The 20,036-nt window shown below is 49.6% G+C and carries 21 protein-coding genes; 19 read left to right on the top strand and 2 right to left on the bottom strand.

Features of this window, described 5'->3' with window-relative positions; genetic code table 11:
- Positions 1 to 111 precede the first annotated feature (111 nt).
- From Q0V21_RS20675 to nikE, 9 genes are all read left to right on the top strand, one after another.
- A complete protein-coding gene (locus Q0V21_RS20675) occupies positions 112 to 999 on the top strand; it encodes a carbohydrate ABC transporter permease (protein ID WP_094938746.1) in 888 nt (295 codons plus the stop codon).
- Positions 996 to 1,835, top strand: a complete 840-nt coding sequence (locus Q0V21_RS20670; RefSeq protein ID WP_379437339.1) for a carbohydrate ABC transporter permease — start codon at positions 996 to 998, stop codon at positions 1,833 to 1,835. The genes Q0V21_RS20675 and Q0V21_RS20670 overlap by 4 nt, the downstream gene beginning before the upstream one ends.
- 23 nt (positions 1,836 to 1,858) lie before the next feature.
- Positions 1,859 to 2,896, top strand: coding sequence for a glycoside hydrolase family 130 protein (locus Q0V21_RS20665; protein ID WP_301880414.1), 1,038 nt, complete (start codon positions 1,859 to 1,861; stop codon positions 2,894 to 2,896).
- A gap of 236 nt (positions 2,897 to 3,132) precedes the next feature.
- Positions 3,133 to 4,074, top strand: coding sequence for a glycoside hydrolase family 113 (locus tag Q0V21_RS20660; RefSeq protein ID WP_301880642.1), 942 nt, complete (start codon positions 3,133 to 3,135; stop codon positions 4,072 to 4,074).
- 227 nt (positions 4,075 to 4,301) lie between these two features.
- A complete protein-coding gene (gene nikA / locus Q0V21_RS20655) occupies positions 4,302 to 5,939 on the top strand; it encodes a nickel ABC transporter substrate-binding protein (RefSeq protein WP_301880413.1) in 1,638 nt (545 codons plus the stop codon).
- 67 nt (positions 5,940 to 6,006) lie between these two features.
- Complete coding sequence (gene nikB / locus Q0V21_RS20650) at positions 6,007 to 6,951, top strand: nickel ABC transporter permease subunit NikB (protein WP_079348002.1); 945 nt, start codon at positions 6,007 to 6,009, stop codon at positions 6,949 to 6,951.
- Positions 6,948 to 7,778, top strand: coding sequence for a nickel ABC transporter permease subunit NikC (gene nikC / locus Q0V21_RS20645; RefSeq protein ID WP_079348000.1), 831 nt, complete (start codon positions 6,948 to 6,950; stop codon positions 7,776 to 7,778). Before nikB ends, nikC begins: the two co-directional genes overlap by 4 nt.
- 39 nt (positions 7,779 to 7,817) lie before the next feature.
- A complete protein-coding gene (gene nikD, locus Q0V21_RS20640) occupies positions 7,818 to 8,621 on the top strand; it encodes a nickel import ATP-binding protein NikD (RefSeq protein WP_285076477.1) in 804 nt (267 codons plus the stop codon).
- Positions 8,622 to 8,730: 109 nt separating this feature from the next.
- Complete coding sequence (gene nikE / locus Q0V21_RS20635) at positions 8,731 to 9,531, top strand: nickel import ATP-binding protein NikE (RefSeq protein ID WP_079347996.1); 801 nt, start codon at positions 8,731 to 8,733, stop codon at positions 9,529 to 9,531.
- A gap of 145 nt (positions 9,532 to 9,676) precedes the next feature.
- On the opposite strand, the gene Q0V21_RS20630 is transcribed toward nikE, so the two are convergent.
- Together Q0V21_RS20630 and Q0V21_RS20625 are read right to left on the bottom strand one after the other, a co-directional pair.
- Positions 9,677 to 10,258 (bottom strand): NAD(P)H-dependent oxidoreductase, encoded by a 582-nt coding sequence (locus Q0V21_RS20630; RefSeq protein WP_301880641.1) that lies wholly within the window; start codon positions 10,256 to 10,258, stop codon positions 9,677 to 9,679.
- Between the two features lie 224 nt (positions 10,259 to 10,482).
- Positions 10,483 to 11,079 (bottom strand): TetR/AcrR family transcriptional regulator, encoded by a 597-nt coding sequence (locus Q0V21_RS20625; RefSeq protein ID WP_301880408.1) that lies wholly within the window; start codon positions 11,077 to 11,079, stop codon positions 10,483 to 10,485.
- A gap of 284 nt (positions 11,080 to 11,363) precedes the next feature.
- Between Q0V21_RS20625 and Q0V21_RS20620 the strand changes: the two genes are divergently transcribed.
- From Q0V21_RS20620 to Q0V21_RS20575, 10 genes are all read left to right on the top strand, one after another.
- Entirely contained in the window at positions 11,364 to 12,347 is a 984-nt protein-coding gene (locus Q0V21_RS20620; protein WP_301880407.1) for a phosphotransferase family protein, read from the top strand.
- Between the two features lie 18 nt (positions 12,348 to 12,365).
- Entirely contained in the window at positions 12,366 to 13,364 is a 999-nt protein-coding gene (locus Q0V21_RS20615) for a glycosyltransferase (RefSeq protein ID WP_079347990.1), read from the top strand.
- A 54-nt stretch (positions 13,365 to 13,418) separates the two neighbouring features.
- Complete coding sequence (locus Q0V21_RS20610) at positions 13,419 to 13,703, top strand: YesK family protein (protein ID WP_301880404.1); 285 nt, start codon at positions 13,419 to 13,421, stop codon at positions 13,701 to 13,703.
- A gap of 112 nt (positions 13,704 to 13,815) precedes the next feature.
- Positions 13,816 to 13,977 carry a hypothetical protein gene (locus Q0V21_RS20605; protein WP_179132735.1) on the top strand — a complete coding sequence of 54 codons (162 nt, stop codon included), beginning with the start codon at positions 13,816 to 13,818 and terminating at the stop codon, positions 13,975 to 13,977.
- Between the two features lie 98 nt (positions 13,978 to 14,075).
- The gene (abc-f, locus tag Q0V21_RS20600; protein WP_301880402.1) at positions 14,076 to 16,010 is read left to right on the top strand and encodes a ribosomal protection-like ABC-F family protein; all 1,935 of its coding nucleotides are present in this window, start codon (positions 14,076 to 14,078) and stop codon (positions 16,008 to 16,010) included.
- A gap of 439 nt (positions 16,011 to 16,449) precedes the next feature.
- Positions 16,450 to 16,869, top strand: coding sequence for a hypothetical protein (locus Q0V21_RS20595; protein WP_301880401.1), 420 nt, complete (start codon positions 16,450 to 16,452; stop codon positions 16,867 to 16,869).
- Positions 16,869 to 17,144, top strand: a complete 276-nt coding sequence (locus Q0V21_RS20590) for a hypothetical protein (protein ID WP_079347982.1) — start codon at positions 16,869 to 16,871, stop codon at positions 17,142 to 17,144. The genes Q0V21_RS20595 and Q0V21_RS20590 overlap by 1 nt, the downstream gene beginning before the upstream one ends.
- A gap of 6 nt (positions 17,145 to 17,150) precedes the next feature.
- Positions 17,151 to 18,554 carry a glutathionylspermidine synthase family protein gene (locus Q0V21_RS20585; RefSeq protein WP_301880399.1) on the top strand — a complete coding sequence of 468 codons (1,404 nt, stop codon included), beginning with the start codon at positions 17,151 to 17,153 and terminating at the stop codon, positions 18,552 to 18,554.
- The gene (locus tag Q0V21_RS20580; protein WP_285075977.1) at positions 18,536 to 18,940 is read left to right on the top strand and encodes a DUF350 domain-containing protein; all 405 of its coding nucleotides are present in this window, start codon (positions 18,536 to 18,538) and stop codon (positions 18,938 to 18,940) included. Before Q0V21_RS20585 ends, Q0V21_RS20580 begins: the two co-directional genes overlap by 19 nt.
- A gap of 63 nt (positions 18,941 to 19,003) precedes the next feature.
- Positions 19,004 to 19,951, top strand: coding sequence for a nucleoside hydrolase (locus Q0V21_RS20575; RefSeq protein ID WP_301880397.1), 948 nt, complete (start codon positions 19,004 to 19,006; stop codon positions 19,949 to 19,951).
- The last annotated feature ends 85 nt before the right edge of the window (positions 19,952 to 20,036 follow it).

Below are 20,036 nucleotides of genomic sequence, written 5' to 3'. Positions count from 1 at the left end.
AAGCGCGATGAATATGGCCGACCACCGTTGACATGCAGCGAAGTACCGCGTACTGGATGGGAGTCTTCTTTTGATATAAAAGCGGTAGAACCGCTTGGAGGTGTGGAGAGCATGAAATACTTGAAGATTTCGAATTGGGGCTATTCAGCGCAACGTATATTTATTATCTGTGCCTTCTCAATCATTCCGCTGGCACTGCTGTTCACGTTTGCTTATTTACCGGTCATTAACATGTTCAAATACAGCTTCACGGATTGGAACGGATACAGCAAAAGGTTTGATTATGTTGGGTTTGAGAACTACACGCGGATATTCAGGGACCCTGAGTATTTTAAAGTGTTTATTGTCAGTCTGTATTATTTTGTGGCTACCTTCGTACAAATGGGTCTGGCCCTCTACTTTGCAACGATTCTGAGCTTCAAAATCCGAGGAAAAAACTTTTTCAAAGGCATATTGTTCTTTCCTTATCTACTGAATGGCGTAGCCATCGGATTTATCTTCCTCTTTTTCTTCAAACCGGATGGTACCCTCGATACACTCATGCAGGCTGTAGGGCTTGGACAATACACTCAGCTTTGGCTGGGGAATCCGAACATTATTAATGTGTCGCTCGCGGGCGCATCGGTATGGAGGTACATGGGCTTTAACTTCATCATCTTCCTGGGTGCAATATCTTCCATTCAGAAGGATGTGTATGAAGCGTCGGATATTGATGGGGCCAATCGCTGGCAGCAGTTCCGGCATATCATTCTGCCGAGTATTACGCGCATCCTGCAGCTCAACCTGATTTTGGCGATTAGCGGCGCAATCAGTGCGTTCGATATTCCATATATTATGACCGATGGTTCCAACGGCAGTGAGACATTTGTCATTCAGACCGTTCACTTGGCATTCAAGTACGGCAAGCTGGGCTTGGCGTCAGCGATGGCTGTTGTGCTGCTGTTTATTGTCATTCTTGTTACGCTGGTTCAGCGTGTCACCATGAAAGGGGAGGAATGAACGTGCACCAATTCAAATACACCCTTGCGAGCATATTTAAATATGCTTCACTCATTCTCGCCGCGTTCATTGCGTTGGTACCCATCGTTGTGGTGCTGTTTGCATCGCTCAAAACCAATGCCGAATATGCGACCAGTAGTCCGCTTGCCCCACCAGCCAATTGGCTGAACTTCGCGAACTATACAAAGGCTTTTGTGGACGGCAACATGCTGGTCGGGTTCAAAAATACAATTATCATCCTGATCATCTCCATCGTGGGTGCCACTTTAACAGGTTCCATGATCGCGTATGTGCTGGATCGTTTCAAATTCAAAGGCAAAAAAATTATGGTCGCAGCTTTCCTGCTTGCTACCCTCATTCCAAGTGTCACAACGCAGGTCGCCACTTTCCAGATCATCAACGCACTCGACCTGTTCAACACCCGCTGGGCAGCCATTGTAATGTACCTGGGTACAGATATCATTGCGGTGTATATTTTCCTGCAATTCTTGGGCTCCATCTCCAACGCACTGGATGAATCCGCCATGCTGGACGGTGCCTCCTACTTCACGATTTATTGGAGAATCATTCTGCCACTGCTGAAACCGGCGATTGTAACGGTCATTATCGTGAAGGGTGTCAACATTTACAACGACTTCTACACGCCGTTCCTGTACATGCCCAAGACAGACTTGCAGGTCATATCCACGGCTCTTTTCAAATTCAAGGGACCGTTCGGATCACAGTGGGAGGTTATCAGCGCGGGGATTATGATTGCCATCATTCCAACGATGATCATCTTCCTGCTGCTACAAAAGTACATCTATAACGGCTTTGCACAAGGCTCGGTTAAATAATAAACGAAGGGAGAAATGAAACGATGACAGTTGTCGATACGAAACACGTACACATTGTTGGGGATGCATTGCCGAATATACCTTGGGAGGATAAACCGGAGGGAACAGACGGACCAGTCTGGAGACACTCAGCCAACCCAGTCGTGCCGCGTAATCCGGTCAAGGGAGTTGCCCGTATTTTCAACAGTGCAGTGATTCCTTATGAAGGGAAATTCATCGGGGTATTCCGCGCCGAAACGATTAACGGACGTCCGCACCTGCATATGGGATCGAGTGAGGATGGGCTGGAGTGGAGTATCGAAGAGGAACGCATTGCCTTTGTGGATGAAACCGGCGATGCCTTCATGCCGAACTATGCATATGACCCACGTCTGGTAAAAGTGGAAGATACGTATTACATCATCTGGTGTACCGATTTCTACGGCGCAGCGTTGGGCTTGGCGAAAACCGATGATTTCAAAACGTTTGTGCGTCTCGAAAACCCAATGCTGCCGTTTAACCGCAATGGCGTGTTGTTTCCGCGTAAAATCAATGACAATTATGTGATGTTATCCAGACCAAGCGACAGCGGACATACACCGTTCGGAGACATTTTCCTCAGCGAAAGTCCGGATCTCGTGTACTGGGGCAAACACCGTCATGTCATGAGCAAAGGTGGTCAAGGCTGGTGGCAATCGGTCAAAATTGGCGGCGGTCCTGCTCCGATTGAAACGTCCGAAGGCTGGCTGATGTTCTACCACGGCGTAACCGGTACGTGCAATGGTTTTGTATATAGCATGGGTGCGGTCATTCTGGATCTGGATGAGCCATCCAAAGTAAAATATCGTTCCTCCAACTTCGTGCTGACACCGGAAAAATGGTATGAGGAGCAAGGCTTTGTGGACAATGTTATCTTCCCTTGCGCCACATTGCATGATGCGGAGACAGGACGGATCGTCATCTATTATGGAGCAGCCGACACCTACGTTGGTGTGGCGTATACAACTGTCGAAGAGATCGTGAACTACGTGATTGGGACCGACGAAGTTATCGCCGGAGACCGTGAGGAAGGAAAGCTATAAATTGAAGTGAAACAATTTTAAATAAAGCTGAAATTTACACAAAAACGGAGAGTGCAGAACCGATCTGAAGAAACGAAGTGTTCGCATTTATCCTCGGATTTTCCCTTTCATCAGGGAATCAAAAAAATCTGGGGATAACGGCGATCGGAAGATGGTACTGCAATCGTAGTTGGACGTGTAACATTCGGTCATTCATTTTACATTAAGTGAAAAAGGAGCATTGCGGAACAATGCATATGGAATACATCAAGGGATTTACATTTGGCTGGATGAGTGGCAGGGGGGATTTCCGCAAGCCGGAAGCGAAAGAATCTTTGCGTCTGATGGCTGAACGCACAGGCAGTTCGCATGTTATTTTTGCACTGGCGGCGCAGCAGGATCATCCGCAGGCGGTAGAGGTCAAATATGAGGGTGAACATATGGTGGAAGACGATGAATTGGTGGACATGATACGCTACGCCCGCACGCTCGGACTGCGGGTCATTCTGAAACCAACTGTCAATTGCACCGATGGCACATGGCGGGCACACATTAATTTCTTTGATATCGATGTGCCGTGTGAGCGGAAATGGAAAGACTGGTTCCGCAGTTATACCACGTATCAGAAGCACTATGCAGCCATTGCAGAGCGCGAGAATTGCGAGATGTTTATTGTAGGTTGTGAGATGGTGCAGTCTGAGCGTCGGAGTGAGGAATGGCGCGAGGTCATCGCGGGAGTGCGTGAAGTGTATTCCGGGCTCGTGTCGTACAATACGGACAAGTACCAAGAAGGGCATGTGAAATGGTGGGATGCCGTGGACGTCATCTCGTCGAGTGGATACTATCCCATCGGAGACTGGGAAGCGCAGCTGGATCGGATTGAACAGGTCATTGCACCCTACGGCAAACCTTTCTTCTTCGCGGAAGCAGGTTGCCCTAGCCGCAGTGGATCGGCGCAGGTACCAAACGACTGGGGGTTAACAGGTGAGGTCAACGCGCAGGAACAGGAGCAGTTCTATGAAGCCATGTTCCGTCATGCCAGTCAGCGGGAGTGGGTACGCGGCTTTGGACTGTGGGACTGGAGTGCCCATCTGCATCAGAAGCAGGATGCCCTGAGCGACGATGGATACGGCGTTTATGGTAAACCAGCGGAGAAAATCATTCGCCGTTTCTATGAAGGCATTGCGGTGGAAGTTTAAATTGAATGGCAAGGTGTTTCAATGATCGATAATTAAAATTCCAATGAAAAGGTACTCTTCTTTCTTATAATAGGAAGGGTATCTTTTTTAGTTTTCACCAGCAGGTGCTAAAGTTGACTGTCGAACTGTCGAATTATATTGACAAAAAGTAAGCTCCTGCCTATTCTTAATAGATGAGTATGAGAATCATTATCAAATATAATATAGAGAAAAGGGGTTCCACATCCATGTTTGCATCACATCGAAAATCGTCTGCCTTCCTGCTGGCAACCGCGTTATTGCTGCTGCTGGTTATGGTGGGCTGCAGCAATACAGATAACAAGAAGGCCTCCTCATCGTCTGCCTCGGATGAAGCATCCTCTAGCAAGTCCATTACGATGTCTTGGCCGCGTGATATCGGTACGATGAATCCGCACACATATAATCCTTCACAACTTTTTGCCCAATCCATGATCTATGAGCCGCTGATCAGTTATCAGAAGGACGGGAAGCTCGAGCCTGCACTGGCTGAATCATGGACGATCTCTGAGGACGGTAAAGTGTATACCTTCAAGCTTCGTCAGAACGTTACATTCTCCGATGGCACGCCTTTTAATGCGGAGATTGTGAAGAAGAACTTTGATGCTGTCATGAAAAATAAAGACACACACAGCTGGCTGGGCATTGTGAGTGTGCTGGATAAGACGGAGGTGCTGGACGACCATACCTTCCGCATGACACTCACAGAGCCGTATTATCCTGTGCTTCAGGACTTGTCTGTTGTCCGTCCGTTCCGCTTCCTGGGAGAAGCTGGATTCCCCGATGATGGCGATACGTCCAAAGGCATCAAGGAGCCGGTGGGTACTGGCCCATGGATGCTGGCTGAATACAAACAGGATGAATATGCCGTCTTTAAGCGTAATCCGAATTACTGGGGAACTGCACCGAAGATCGATCAGGTCACGGTCAAAATTATTCCTGATGCAGAAACCCGTGTGCTTGCCTTTGAAAAAGGGGATCTCGACTTGATCTACGGTGAAGGTGTCATCAGTTTGGATGCATTCCAACAGCTTCGCGACAATGACGAATATGTGACTCAATTGTCTGAGCCGGTGGGAACTCGCGATCTGCTGCTGAATTCTTCGAATCCAAAGCTGTCTGATGTGAGAGTGCGGATGGCGCTTCAGCAAGGATTCAACAAAAAAGCAATGGTCGAAGGGATTACTTCCGGTCTGGAAGAACCGGCGGATACTGTGTTGTCCAAAAACTATCCTTACACCAATGTGGACCTGAAACCGGTCGAATATGACGTGGAGCAGGCCAAAGCATTGCTGGATGAAGCGGGCTGGAAGCAGTCTGCGGGGAGTTCAGTGCGTGAGAAGGATGGTCAGCAGCTTGAATTCGAGATGATTTTTGATAAAACAGACCCGATTCAAAAAGCGATGGCGGAGACCATTCAGGCGGAATGGAGCGAGCTGGGGGTCAAAGTGAACCTTACCGGGCTTGAGCTGACTGTGCAGATCAAGCGTTTGAAGGCCAACGACTTCGACCTGTACTTCTGGTATAATTACGGAGCTCCATATGATCCACATTCCTTTATTAATGTTGTGGCCAGTCCTGGATTTGGAATCTCTGAGACGCTGAGTGCGCTGCCCATGAAAAAGGAACTGGACGAGCAGGTGCACGCCGCTCTGTCCTCGACAGACGAGACGAAACGCCAGGAGCTGTATAGTGCGATCCTGACAACACTTCAGGAGCAATCGGCGATTGTCCCGATCTCCTATATCAAGAAAACGGCAGTATATCAGAAGAGTATTACCAACTTTGTTTTCCCGGCCAATCGTGATGAAAATCCGTTTCCGGGCATTGAAGTGGGAGAACAATAAATAAACACATCAATATGATTTTATACAGCAGGCGATGTAGCTTGATAAAAAAGGGAGGAACGTTTTAGTGATCAGCTATATTGGTAAACGGATGATCGCGATCATTCCTATCGTTTTTGTCGCTACGCTTGTTACGTTTGCGCTTATTCATATTTCACCGGTTGATCCGGCAGAGGCTTATCTGACTGCGGCACACATCTATCCAACACCGGAGCTGCTGGAGCAGAAACGTCATGAATTTGGTCTGGATCGACCACTGTTTACCCAATATATCGATACGCTTGGGAAGATTTCCAGGATGGATTTTGGCACTTCGTATCTCACAAACAAACCTGTCATTGATGAGGTGAAATCAAAGCTCCCCGCGACGGCTGAATTGGCCTTGTGGAGCATATTGTTTTCCGCACTGGTGAGCATTCCCCTGGGAATACTGGCGGCGGTGTACAAAAATAGCTGGATTGATATGGTCAGCCGGGGGATTTCCTATTTTGGGGCGTCCATCCCGCAATTTTGGCTCGGGTATCTGCTTATCTTTTTTTTCTCGGTGAAGCTGGACTGGCTGCCTGTGGAAGGACGCGGATCGTGGGAGAATCTGGTGCTGCCTACAGTAACACTCTCCTTAATTCTGATTGCCTTATATACTCGGTTATTACGTTCCAGCGTACTGGAGCAATTACAGGAGACATATGTGCAGTACGCGAGAACACGCGGGATACGGGAACGGGTGATTATGCTGAAGCATGTCCTGAAAATCGCGATATCCCCCCTTATTACGGGAATGGGGATGAGTATGGGCAAGCTGCTCACAGGAACCATTATTGTGGAGCAGGTATTTTCCTGGCCTGGGTTCGGACGTTACTTTGTCGATGCGATATTTAACCGGGATATTCCGGTTATCCAATGTTACGTCTTTCTTGCGGCATGCCTGTTCATCGTATGTAATTTGCTCGTTGATCTGGTGCAGTTGGCTATGGACCCACGAATTTCAGCGAAAGGACGGGCAGAGCATTGATAAACAAATGGCGTACAGTGTTCAAAGGGCAGAGAGCCATCCTGGTCTGCTCGATTATTATTTTGCTGTTCTTCGTGGTGACGCTCCTGGCCCCGTGGATTGCTCCGCATGATCCGGTCAAGGTGAATCTGTTGCAAAAGCTCAAGAGTCCATCTGTGGAGCATTGGCTGGGAACGGACCACCTGGGCCGGGATACCCTATCCCGACTAATCTATGGAGCGAGAGTGTCACTTGGTTTTGCTACTCTTATTTTCCTCTCCTCTCTAATTATTGGTGTGATTGTAGGCTCTGTCTCCGGGTATGTTGGCGGCTGGGTTGACAGTATGCTCATGCGTCTCTGTGAAGGGATTATGGCATTTCCGAATCTGGTATTGGTGCTGGGTATCGTTGGTATTTTTGGCCCTGGATTGATGCAGGTTCTGCTCGCTCTGATGATGGTGCAGTGGGTGTATTATGCCCGGATATGCCGGAATATGGTCGTGAGTCTGAAGGAGCGGAACTTCATCACCGCTGCGCGCATTAGCGGGTCATCCTCCTGGAAGATTATCCGTAAACATATCATCCCGAACGTACAGCGCCCCATCGTTGTGATGGGCACACTGGAGATGGGTTGGGCGATTATGGACATATCCGCGCTTTCCTTTCTAGGGCTTGGTATACAGCCTCCCAATGCGGAATGGGGCGCGATGATTCATGAGGGAACGGGTTACATCCGAAGTCATCCAGAGCTGATGATTTATCCGGGCGTGTTGATTTTGCTGGTGGTTATGACGTTCAATATTCTGGGTGAAGCATTGTCCGAGCGATATGGCATTGCAAAACGTTAGTTGAAATGGGCTGGCAGCCTTACGGGGGTGAACGTAAGTATGGTGGATACAGACAAGGTGCTTGAGGTTCGTGGTCTGCAAGTAAAGCTTAAAACCGGGGATGGTCCGGTCTCGCTGCTTGCTCCGATTGATTTTGAATTGAGAAAAGGCTGTGTGTTTGGTCTGGTCGGTGAGAGTGGCAGTGGCAAAACCATCACTTGTAATGCATTGCTACAGATGCTTGACCCGCGCAGCATGGAAGTATCCGGCAGCATACGTCTACATGGGCGGGAGCTTGGTTCGTTGCCCCGTGAGGAGATGCGCCGCATCCGGGGCAAGGAGATTGGATTCATTATGCAGAATCCGATGAATGCTTTTACACCGGTACATACGGTAGGTTCGCAGTTCATTGAAACCTTGCGTACACATACAGGGATGAACAAGAAACAGGCCCGGGAACAGGCGATTTCAGCAATGGCCGATATGAATTTACCGGAGCCTGCCAAGCTAATGAAGCGTTATCCGTTCCAACTCAGCGGAGGCATGCTGCAACGGGTCATGATTGCCATCTCCATGTGTTTGCGACCGGCCCTGGTTATTGCCGATGAGCCTACTACAGCGCTGGATGTCGTGAATCAGAGTCGAGTGCTGCAAGAGCTCGACCGGCTTCGTTCGGAACACGGGACGTCTATTTTACTTATCTCGCATGATCTGGGCGTTATCTCGCAGATGGCGGATGAAGTGGCTGTCATGCAGAAGGGACGAATCGTGGAGCAGGCAGATATTCACCAGCTGTTCGATCATCCCCGGCATGAGTATACACGAATGCTGCTCCATGCCCGGCCAAGGCTGGCTTTGGGCTGATGAGGTATTATCTACGGGCTGCAACGGTATGGAGTGTGTGCAGACTGCGAGAAGTATGGGTAAGGGACAAAGCGGTGTAAGGCCAAGGAATGTGAGAGGATGATGACCTGTGCTTCAAGTTTGTGAAGTAAGCCATAGCTATGGCAGACGTAACTGGCTGGATCGCTCGGGTACGCCCGCTCCAGTAGTGGCGGATATTTCACTCATGATCGAGCAGGGAGTTTGCCTGGGTCTGCTGGGTACAAGCGGTGCGGGCAAAAGTACGCTGGGCAAAATTATACTGGGGCTGGAAAGACCCCGGCAAGGGCGGGTTTTGTTCCAGGGGCAGGATATTTATCAATCAAGCAAGCGTGCGCTCAAGGGTCTGAGACGTGACCTGCAAGTCGTATTTCAGGATTGCTATTCTGCTGTGAATCCGCTGATGACGGCAGCGCAAATTATTGGCGAGCCGTTGGATAATTATGAGCGAATGTCAGCGAAGGAACAGCAGCGGAAGATTAGTCAGCTGCTTGAACAGGTGGGGCTTGCACCTGAGGACAGCAGCAAGCTCCCACATCAGTTCAGTGGTGGACAGCTGCAACGTGTTAACATTGCGAGAGCGATTGCTCTCAAGCCCAAGCTGATTGTCCTGGACGAGTCGGTCAGCAGCCTGGATATGGTGCATCAGACTCAAATTTTATCGCTGCTGGCAGAGCTGCGCGCTTCCTATGGGTTGTCCTACCTGTTTATCACACATGACATTCGAGCGGCGATGACGATATGTGACAGGGTGGCGGTGATGGATCAGGGGCGACTGGTGTTTTGTGGAGACGAAAAGGAATCGATTCTTCAGTCCCAGCATCCGGCTGTACAGCAGTTGGTTTCGTCCATCTTGCCCGAGCATCCGTCTGGACGCCTCGTGTATAGCTAAATAATGTTTTGGTTCAGCTTAGAATAAGTTGCTGTTGAACAGATGATAAGGTTGCACGCGGGTGCAACCTTATTTTTTGTTCGATCCAATCTTACGTATTAAACGACGCTGTATCCACCTAAAGGAGTCTGGTAACCTGGCCTTTCTACCCCATTTTCCGCCCAAGCTGCTCAATCTTCTCCAACCATTTCTTTCTCTGTTCCTCGGACTGTTTTCCCACCAGATCTACAGGTGTTATGCGCACAGGTTTGATGCCTGTCAGAGCAAAGGTAGAGATCTTCATCATTTTGTGTGCGGGCTCACCTTGGAACCATTTGTAGTACCAGTTCGGACCATCCATGGTGGTGATCATGCGAGCCGTACGGCCTTTGAGCAGCTGATCCGGGAAAAGTTTACCTTTGTGATATTTGAAGGCATAACCTGGCATGAAGATGCGGTCGATGAATCCTTTGAACAAAGCTGGCGGTCCTCCCCACCAAATCGGGAATATCCATACGAGATGCTCTGCCCATTTAATAGCCTCTTGGGCTTCTAGCAAGTCCGGTTCAAGCGGCAGTTTATTACGATAGCCTCCCTCTAGATTCATGTTGAATTCCAGTTCGTTTAGGGTGATCATGCGAACCTCGGCACCTGCCTGCACAGCACCTTTACGATAAGCTTCGGCGATTGCGCCATTGTAACTTGGGGAAACGGGATTGCCTTGGATGATTAATATTTTCTTCATGATGACGACACGTCCTGTCTGTTTTAGTTAATGAACACTAACCTCATGTGCAAAAAGAAAAGGTCACGAATGACCCGGTAATCGTTCAGGAATTTCCCTGAAGGTAGTTGAAGCTGGTTTGCCTATAATTTAAACGAATGATATTACAACGGAACCCATCTTGATCAGAGCCATCTCTTAAAGACTGCGAGATCGGAACGGCTTCACAATGCCTGTAGTCGTCGGTTCTATCCCAATTCAGCCGATACCTGCCCCAACATCGATGACAGGCGATGAACGGTTTCCCCAGTGTACGGAACAAGCAGCTCAGGCAGTTCACCTTGCATACTGGAGACGCCCATGCGTGTAATGGCGCCAATAACCAGAACAGCCGTGAGCCGTGAATCCTGATCTGGCAGCTCCCCCCGCATAATTCCTTGATCGACCAGGTCAATTAACGCATCCAGCGGCTGACGGTAATCTTCGCTGCTTCCAGCTTCAATGAAAATCTCATGATTCTGTGAGATCAACAGTAGTCCGTAAGGATCTTCATCATGCAATTGAAGAACCTCTGTAATCAGTTGCCGGAAGCGTTCCAGCACCGGACCTTCCTGGTGAACATAACCGTCAATCAAGGCGGTATAGTCCGCGCAATATTGGGTGAAGGCTTCGAGAGCAACAGCATCTTTATTCTTAAAATGTTTGTAAATCGCCGCATCGGTTACACCAGCGGCGTCACCGATCTCTTTGACGGAAATGCCGTCAACGCCTTTGGTTGCGAACAAGCGCATTGCCGCTTGTAAGATGTCTTTCTTTTTGCTGTCTGCATGAGGTTTGTTCTTCATGATTGTATAGTAAGTGATAACTAACTAAATTGCAAGTGTAATTTATGAATTGCTTGATATTCTGCATCCAGAGTGCTTCTGTTCAAAAGCTTGCAGCTTGGTAGGTGTCAACGTATGATGAATAGAAATAAGCACTTTACATCATTACCGATTACGTTTTACAAACTGCAAGATATAGAGGGATACGCCTGTTCAACGGGAGCTTTGTCCCTGCGGGTATGGCGGAAGCTAATGATGCAAAATGCCGGCGTTATCATACGGACGAATTACGGAGGGCACGGAGTATGGGGGACCAGAGGAATGCAGAATTACATGTTTCTTGCTGGGTGACCCCGCAGGGAATGTTGAATGACCGTTATGTATGCAAACGTGAACGGCTGTACAAAGGCATGAACGGCAGATATGTCGAGCGATTCACAGCCCCGGGCGGAGAGAGCTATATTTTTAAGCCGTTGACCCATCAAGGGCAGCATGGGCGTGAACAATGGGTGGCAGAGCATGTGCTGGTGCATTTACCGCCGATCTATCCCCGGCTCATCGCTGCATCAGTCAGAGACGCTACACCGGCTCAGAGCTGGCTGATCTACGAGGATCTGGGGCAACTGGTGCATGATTCGCGGGAAAATACGCTGTCAGCTGCTGCTGTAAACATGGCCAAATGGCACATGATACCTGTTTCCGGCTGGGACGAAATGCCTCATGAAGGTCAGAAACCACCCATTCGGAACATGCTGGACGAGCTGCTCGGGCAGGCGAGAGCTACCGAGGCTTTGCTGTTTAAACTGGGAATGACGCTGTCTCCAATCGATTGGGACAGCATCATCACGCTAATCAGCAAGGCAGACGAAGAGCTTCCACGAGTTCTGTGTCATGGTGACCTGCATCCCGGCAACATGGCGGATGTGAACGGCAGACTGGTCATCATCGATTGGGAGCATGCCCATCTCAACACGCCGCTTTGGGACATATATCATCTGGTGGATCTATCGCATCCGCTGTACCCGAGAACCGTTACGCCTGAGCTGCGGGAGCGAATCATTAATGTTTATCTGGACGGGCTGGAGCGCCATAGCGTTCAGGTTGATCGGGTTACTTTTAAAAGCTGGTACAGTGCATATGCCATTGTATTCTCGCTCTGGATGCTGCGTCTAATTGATGGGGATCTGAGAAGTGCAGACTGTGTATGGCCCGAGGGACAGCTGCGGAACCAGTGGCACGAGACGGCAATGACGCTGGAACAGTGCATGAACCGATTGTTCACGGAATAGAAATGAGGGGTGTAGAACATGCGTAAAGTAGGACTCGTTATGCGTAAAATTCAATTCACCGAGGCGCAGGGCCCGCGCGTATTTGCGGATCGGCTGAAGCAGATCGGGCTGGAGCTGGGTGTGGAGATTGTGTTCATCTCGCCGGAGCGCCATGTGAGCGGGTATGACTGGTTGCCGGGTTATGAGCATGAGAAAGGCGACCTGGTGAACTATGATATCGTACTGGACCAGATATATAGCCAAAATATAGAGCATGTCATCTATACCGTATCCGGGTTTACGTTTTTGAAGATGTTTTTACCGAAAAGCGTGTTGTTCCCGCACAGCTTTCCCGACCCGGCGCTGACGGGATATGAGATGATGAAGCCATTCTATACAATGGTGGATAAAGCGATTGTGCAGACGGAGTTTTTGAAAACAGAGCTGGGCCGCAATTTCGGGGTACATGACGTGAACGTCATTCCGATTGGCTTTAGTGAAGAGCTGGCGAACCGACATTACGACCCGAGTCAGGTCGTGCATAATCGCGTGCTCTGGATCGGTCGGGATGAAGCGAATCGTCGCCCCGATCTGGTGCTGGAATATGCCCGGCAGAACCCGGACAAGGAAGTGTACATGGTGTTTGGGGGCAGACGATACGAAGAAAGCATGAAGAAATACAGCATCCCGGACAACGTAAAACTGCAATTCGCGCTGACGCAGGATGAAGTATTCACCCTGATGAACTCGTCCAAGGTATATTGGAGTTGCTCGGCCTTTGATACGTTTGCGATGCCGCTGACCGAAGCGATGGCGATGGGCAAAATGGTTGTGAAGCCGGAGCATGCCTGCTACGGCCACATTCGCTCCACGCATGCCTTTGCAGGCAATGAGGATAACTGGTTTGAATTGGTGAACATGGCGGCTGCCGCGCCGCGCAGTGTGTCGGAAGATAACCGGGAGTATGCGTTCGGTGCTTTCTCACGCACGATCATGAAAGAGGGATACCGGAACTTTTTCGCGAACTGGTTGAAGTAATACGTGGTCTGTAACAACGGGTTCTAACCATTCAGCAAGAAGGAGGATAACCTTATGGATGTACTCATCCTGTGGACGGTCGGTATGTGGGCGGTGCTGCTGTTGATTGAATGGCTCATCTATCGGATGCAAGGACGCCGAATGACCTGGGTTCAATATATACTGCCATGTGTGGCCTTGCTCGGCGGAGCTACTGTGATCATGATTAGCATTGATATTGGCGGGTGGAACGGCATCGGATATGCCTTGCTTGGGGCATCGCTCGGTACATCGGGAATGTTGACACTAATTACGGTGGCAATTACGGATGTGGTGTTCCGGCGTCGGGGAAGGAATTAATCAGAACAGTTAAACTGCTGTACTTTAAAAATGATGGAGCGATCGGACGGTTGCAGGAATGCATTCGTCTGTGATATATTGGCATTAATTATGACAAGGGAGGTGAAGACAGGTGAATCACGCGATGCTTAACAACCGTATTAGCCAGCTGCCGATTGCTATGGCTGGCATTGTTCATACTTTTCCAACTAACGGGAGAAGTCTGTCTAAATTTGAATATACGGAAATTAACATTTGCGAGAAGATGCCTGCCTTGACCTCATTCGGACGATAAGCAATTTTGCTTGAATTCTGAAGAGCCGCGGAGCTAACCTCCTGCGGCTCTTTTTGTGTTGCGGTCAGGATCTTCCAATCCATAGGAGGAACCTTATTATGATGATTATTAGCGCACAACAACTGACTCAATACCACGGAGCACATCTGGTGCTGGACGGCATTACGTTTGAAATTATGGAAGGCGACAAGGTCGCCCTGATCGGCCGCAACGGAAGCGGCAAAACAACATTGATGCGCCTGATGGCACGACTGAGCCAACCGGATGAAGGACAATTAATGATTAAGAAGGATACTCGTATTGGGTACGTGGCTCAGGTGCCGGAAGGAATGGATGATTACACGGTGCTGGATGTGCTGAGTCTTGGATTCAGGGAGCTTATGGCGTGCCGGAGCCAAATGAAGGAAATGGAGCAGCAGATGTCCGATCCGGACTGTGCAGCCGATCCGAACCAATTGGAGCGCCTGTTGAAGCGGTATGCGGCGTTGCAGGAACAGTTTGAGCGTGAGGGCGGATATGAGATGGATGCCCGGATCGATCAGGTCGCGGACGGTCTGGATATTGCGAAGGAGCATTACGGATGGCGTTTTGGTTCGTTGTCTGGTGGTGAACAGACACGGGTTGTGCTGGCTTCACAGCTAATTGTAAGGCCTGATCTGTTATTGCTGGATGAGCCGACCAACCATCTTGATCTGGAGCGGGTGGAATGGCTGGAAGGATTTTTGCGCGAGTATACAGGTACGATTATCCTGATCTCACATGATCGCTACTTTTTGGACCGTGTGGCATCTAGGACGTTGGAGCTGGAGGATGGAGAAGCGCAAACGTCTGCTGGCGGTTATACGGAATATATGAAGGTGAAGGAACAACGACTGCTGCAGCAGTTTGAGGAGTTCAAGGAGCAGCAGAAGGTGATCAAAAAAATGAAGGAAACGATCCGCCAATTGGAGGAATGGGGCCGAGTCGGGGGCAATGAAAAGTTCTTCCGGCGTGCGGCTTCCATGCGCAAGGCTATTGAGCGGATGGAGCAGGTAAAGCGGCCAGTACTGGAGCGGCGTAACGCTGACTTCGATGTACGTCCTACGGATCGTACGGGAAAACGGGTGGCCGTATTGGAACAGGTCGAAAAGGCTTATGGAGAACGCCCAATTCTGCGAGGTGTCTCGGGTTTGCTCGAATATGGCGACAAAATTGCCCTGATTGGACGCAATGGTTCAGGCAAAACGACGTTGTTTAAGCTCTTGTTGGGCGAGGAGCAGCCGAGTGCAGGCAGCCTGGAGTGGGGTGCACGAGTGGATGTCGGCTATCTGGCCCAGCAGGAGGAGCCTTCCAATCCGAAGCTGAACGTGCTGGAATACTTCCGGTTGGAAGCGGGCGTGGAAGAAGGAGAAGCACGTGGTATTTTGGCCCGATATCTGTTCTACGGAGCAGATGTGTTCCGCTCGGTAGGGCAGCTGTCTGGAGGGGAGTGGACACGGCTAAGGCTGGCTCTTCTGGTTCAGCGCAAGCCGAATGTGCTTTTGCTGGATGAACCGACCAACCATCTGGATATCGCTTCAAGGGAAGCGCTCGAAGAGTCGCTCGTTGATTTTGAAGGAACGGTGCTGGCCATCTCACATGACCGCTACTTCGTCAATCGACTCGCTTCCCGTGTATGGGAACTGGAGAATGGGCAGATGATCGCCTATCTGGGAGACTATGAAGCCTATCGCGAGAAGAAGCTTGAACTGCAAGCCCATGCAGCGGCAACAAATCAGCAGATGGCAGGTGTAGCGACTCCAACACGTGGGAGTGCGAAACCGCCACAGGAGACGAAGTCCGCTGCAACGCCTGATACAACGTCCACATCCAAGAAGCTTTCCGCTGTACAATTGGAGCAGAGACTGGCTCGACTGGAAGAGCAAATTCAGGTGCTGGATCATCAGCTTGAATCTGCGGAGAACACGCCAGATGAGCTGGAGCAAATATGGAACGAACGCGAGCGACTTTCTGGGGAATACAATGAAATGTTGGCCCAGTGGGCAGAGCTGTGAGACAGTCGATATGGAGCTGATCTCAAGGTAGATTTGAAATAGATCTTGAAATAGATTTGAAATAGATGAAGAACGGAAGAAGGCTGGAGAATATTCTCTGGCCTTTTTGCTTTTCAAAACTAACATACGAATAGATTCATTTCGATCTCTATAAATTGAACTAATCATTTACACGATAACAGCGATCGGAAGGTTGTTCTGTCATCGGAGTGGCAAGTGTACATATTCTTTACTTTGAAAAGCGCTCTTGGGATTTATATAAAATGCTTTTTTACATGTCAGCGGGAATAGTGTAACTTTTTTCCTTCTCGTGCGTTTAATACGTTTGTGTGTATTGAAACGGCTCCTCTTAGAGCTTACAGAAAGGCAGGTTATCGTTATTTATTATTCATTGACTTATCGGAACTGGTCGGATGATCGGCAGGTGGAGACGGGGGTATTGGAGCAGGTTTCGGTCACTCGCGATGAACTGTTCATGCGCAAGTTGGTTGATGCCACCCTGATGAAAAATAAGCTTTGGGCACATCTGTCCAATGAATGCGAGGATCGTCGGGAGCATGCAGTCTACTTGACCGAGTACAACAATCAAAAGCCTGCGGAACACGGTACAGCGATTGCGGACGCTGCACTGTCGATGTGCAAAATGTCCTCCATGTACAGCGCGGAATACATGCTGTGGAATGGGAGTGCATTTCAGGAATTGGACTTGGCAGAATCCTCCTCGTACACGATGGAGCTTGGCGAGCAACTACTGGACCATTACATGGTCCGAGGCGGTATAACCTATGAATTTGTGTATTCCGTGCTGGATGCGGATCGCAAGAAAGTGTTGTTTTTTATGAAGGAGGTGGATCTGTAATGGCCGAAAATCTCACACCCACACCCGGCTCACGTGCCAAGCTGGTTGCCTTCTCGCTCATGCTTGCAGTGCCTGCCGTATTATCCGGTTGTGGCAGCAATAGCGATGATTGCGACCCGGAATACGATACCGGATGTGAGTATGACTCCAGCAGCGGGCACTATTACTATGGTGGCGGATCGTCCTATCGGAGCAACAAGGACAGCAGTTCCTACAGCAAATCCAGTTCCAAATCGAGCGGCTTTGGCAGCTTCTTCCGCAGTTCGGGAGGTTAGAACCTGATGAGGCATATATACGAGATGCCGTTCAGCCATGAAGAAGTATTCAGGGACGAAGCAGGGCAACAAGTTCCCTATCACCGAATGTATGGCAAGCAATATTGTGTACCTGCATTAACGGTCTATACCCCTGCGGAGATGCAGGAATTACGTGCAGCAGTTGAGGCTGTAGACGGGATTTATTGCAAGGTGATGCGTTTTATCCAGCAATACATGCCCGACTCTTTTCTGGAGCATCAATTGGGTATTCACCCTGGCCTTATTCCAGCGGCTCGTATGGAGATGGTGACAGGCGGGATCACTCGGCAGGACTGGATTATTGGGGAAACGGGTCCCAAATGCATTGAAAATAACACCGATACCCCAACAGGCATACCAGAAGCAGCTGCATTGGAAGGTATTTTGGTTGGGATGGCTGAAAAAACATCGCTCTATCCTCCGTCCAAAGGCATGGATGAGTGTATCCGAGAATGCTTTCGCAGCTGGTTGGGTGCTTATGCAAAGCAGGGCTTGCAAGGCGTGGTGACCTTTACTTCGTTCGGAGATCATGTGGAGGATCGGACCAATACGGAGTATCTGATGAAGCTGTGTCAGGAAGCGGGATATGAAACGTTTTACGCTCCACTGGAGGAATTGGAGATTATCCCCGGGGATTCACTCTACCATCAAGGGCGCGAGATCAACCTGCTGTACCGTCTATATCCCCTGGAGTATCTGATCGATGATCGAGACGAGACGACGGGGGTGGATATCGGCGCTGCGCTGCTTGAGCTGGTACAGGAAGGACGACTCGGTCTGATGAATCCCGTACAACATGTGCTGATGCAGAGCAAAGGCTTCATGGCCGCCATCTGGTCGCTCTATGAACGCAATGAACAGACCCCGGAATATTGCGGATTTCGGCTGTTTAACGATGCGGATCTGGAAACCATTTCGCGGTATTTGCTGCCAACTTATTTCGAAGCAGGACCCTTTGAGCTGGATTCCATTCCATATGTAGCCAAAAGCTATTGGGGACGTGAAGGCCGAGGGACCTCACTGCTGGGTGACGAAACGGAGCAGACTACGGGCAAGCCGAATACGTATTCACCTGTGAGCGTTCAGACGCCATCAAACTCGAACGAAACAGGCACAGTGGATGAAGAAGAGGAGCTTGCCGCCTATTATAACAATCAGCCCAAGATTTATCAGCAGCTCGTTCCAATGGAACAGGCCGTGATTCAGACAGAGGATGGCGAATACAGAGGTTATTTGCTTACCGGAGTATTTGTCATTAATGGACGTTTTGCGGGTGTACTGCCGCGAATCGGGGAGAAAGTGACAGGGGATATGGCCTATTATTGTGCGGCCACGGTCAATGAACGGATGGATGATGAGGAGGAGAAGGAATGGACAATTTGGGATTGAACCTGCTGAATGTAGCGGTAGGTGTGGGCATTTTACTGGTTGTATTGGTATGCGGGTATTTCGCTTTTAGCCAACTGACCCGGTATAACGATAGTGAGGAAATTGCGAAAGGCAACGAGGCGGCAGGCATATACATGGGGAGCAAATTGCTGGGCCTGTGTATTATTGTGGGCATGGTGTCCTTCTCCACGCACTCGTGGCTGGATATGCTGCTTTGGTCGGCGCTGGGAATCATTATTTTGTGTCTGGTCTATATTATATTTGACTTCCTGACCCCCAAGATGCGGGTATGTGATGAAATTGCACGAGGGAATATGGCCGTGGCACAGCTGCTGCGTTCCATTATCATCGGCGTTTCCATCGTCATCGGTACATTTTTGATGTAAAATAAATGCTAGCGATAAACGATAATTCAGAATAAATATTTAACCAAGAAGGAGCGCAGCATCATGAGAAAAGTCATCATTGATACAGATACAGCAGGAGACGATACGATTGCGATCCTGACGGCACTGCACCATTTCCAGGTGGAGGGCATCACGATTACAGGTGGGAACGTGCAGTTTGACCAAGAGGTGGAAAATGCACTGTACACCGTGCAGGTTGCGGGTCATGGCGGCAAGGTGCCTGTGTACAAAGGATGCGAACGCCCGTTAATGGCCTATGGCAAGGCCCAACACCGCACGGTGGAAGACGTACATGGTGATGACGGCATGGGCGGAGCCCATTTCCCGAAGGCGGACCAGCGTCCCGAGGCAGGGCATGCAGTTGATTTTATCATTGAAAAGGTACACGCACAGCCGGGCGAGATCTCACTTCTGGCGATTGCACCGCTGACCAACATTGCGATGGCCATTCAGAAGGACCCGACCATTATTCCAGAGATTGCACATCTCTACATCATGGGTGGAACGAATAATGCACTGGGCAATATTACGCCAGCCGCGGAGTATAACTTCTATGTTGATCCGGAAGCAGCCAAAATTGTATTACACGCGGGCATTCCGATTACCATGGTTGGCTGGGAGATGTGTACTCAGTATTCCGTTATGGATGATGACGATCATGCGGAGATTGCAGCGCTAGGTACATCTGGTGCGGATTTCTTCACGGCCATCAACAAAGTGGTTATGCAGTTCAACAAATCGGTACATAAACTGAACGGCACCACTCATCCGGATACGTTGCTAATGGCTGTTGCTGCAGATGAGTCGCTCATGACCAAATCCGGTCAGTATTACGTGGATGTGGAAGCAGCAGGAGAATTAACGCGCGGATATAGCGTGGTGGATATCAACGGACGTTTCGGCAAAGAACCGAACGTACGCGTCTGCGAGGCCATTGACCGTCCGAAATTCAAATCGATGCTGCTGGATGTGCTCTCCGCTATTCGATAATTTCGTTAATTGTCCCTCATTCCGTATAAGACGGCTGGGGGCTTTTTTTCATTTGAAACGGAAACGAGAGAACGTGTGAGCACAG

It is taken from the genome of Paenibacillus sp. 11B (assembly GCF_030487755.1).
Classification (GTDB): domain Bacteria; phylum Bacillota; class Bacilli; order Paenibacillales; family Paenibacillaceae; genus Paenibacillus; species Paenibacillus vandeheii.
The sequence above is the reverse complement of the archived record's forward strand: the minus strand, read 5'-3'. Positions and strand labels throughout refer to the sequence as shown.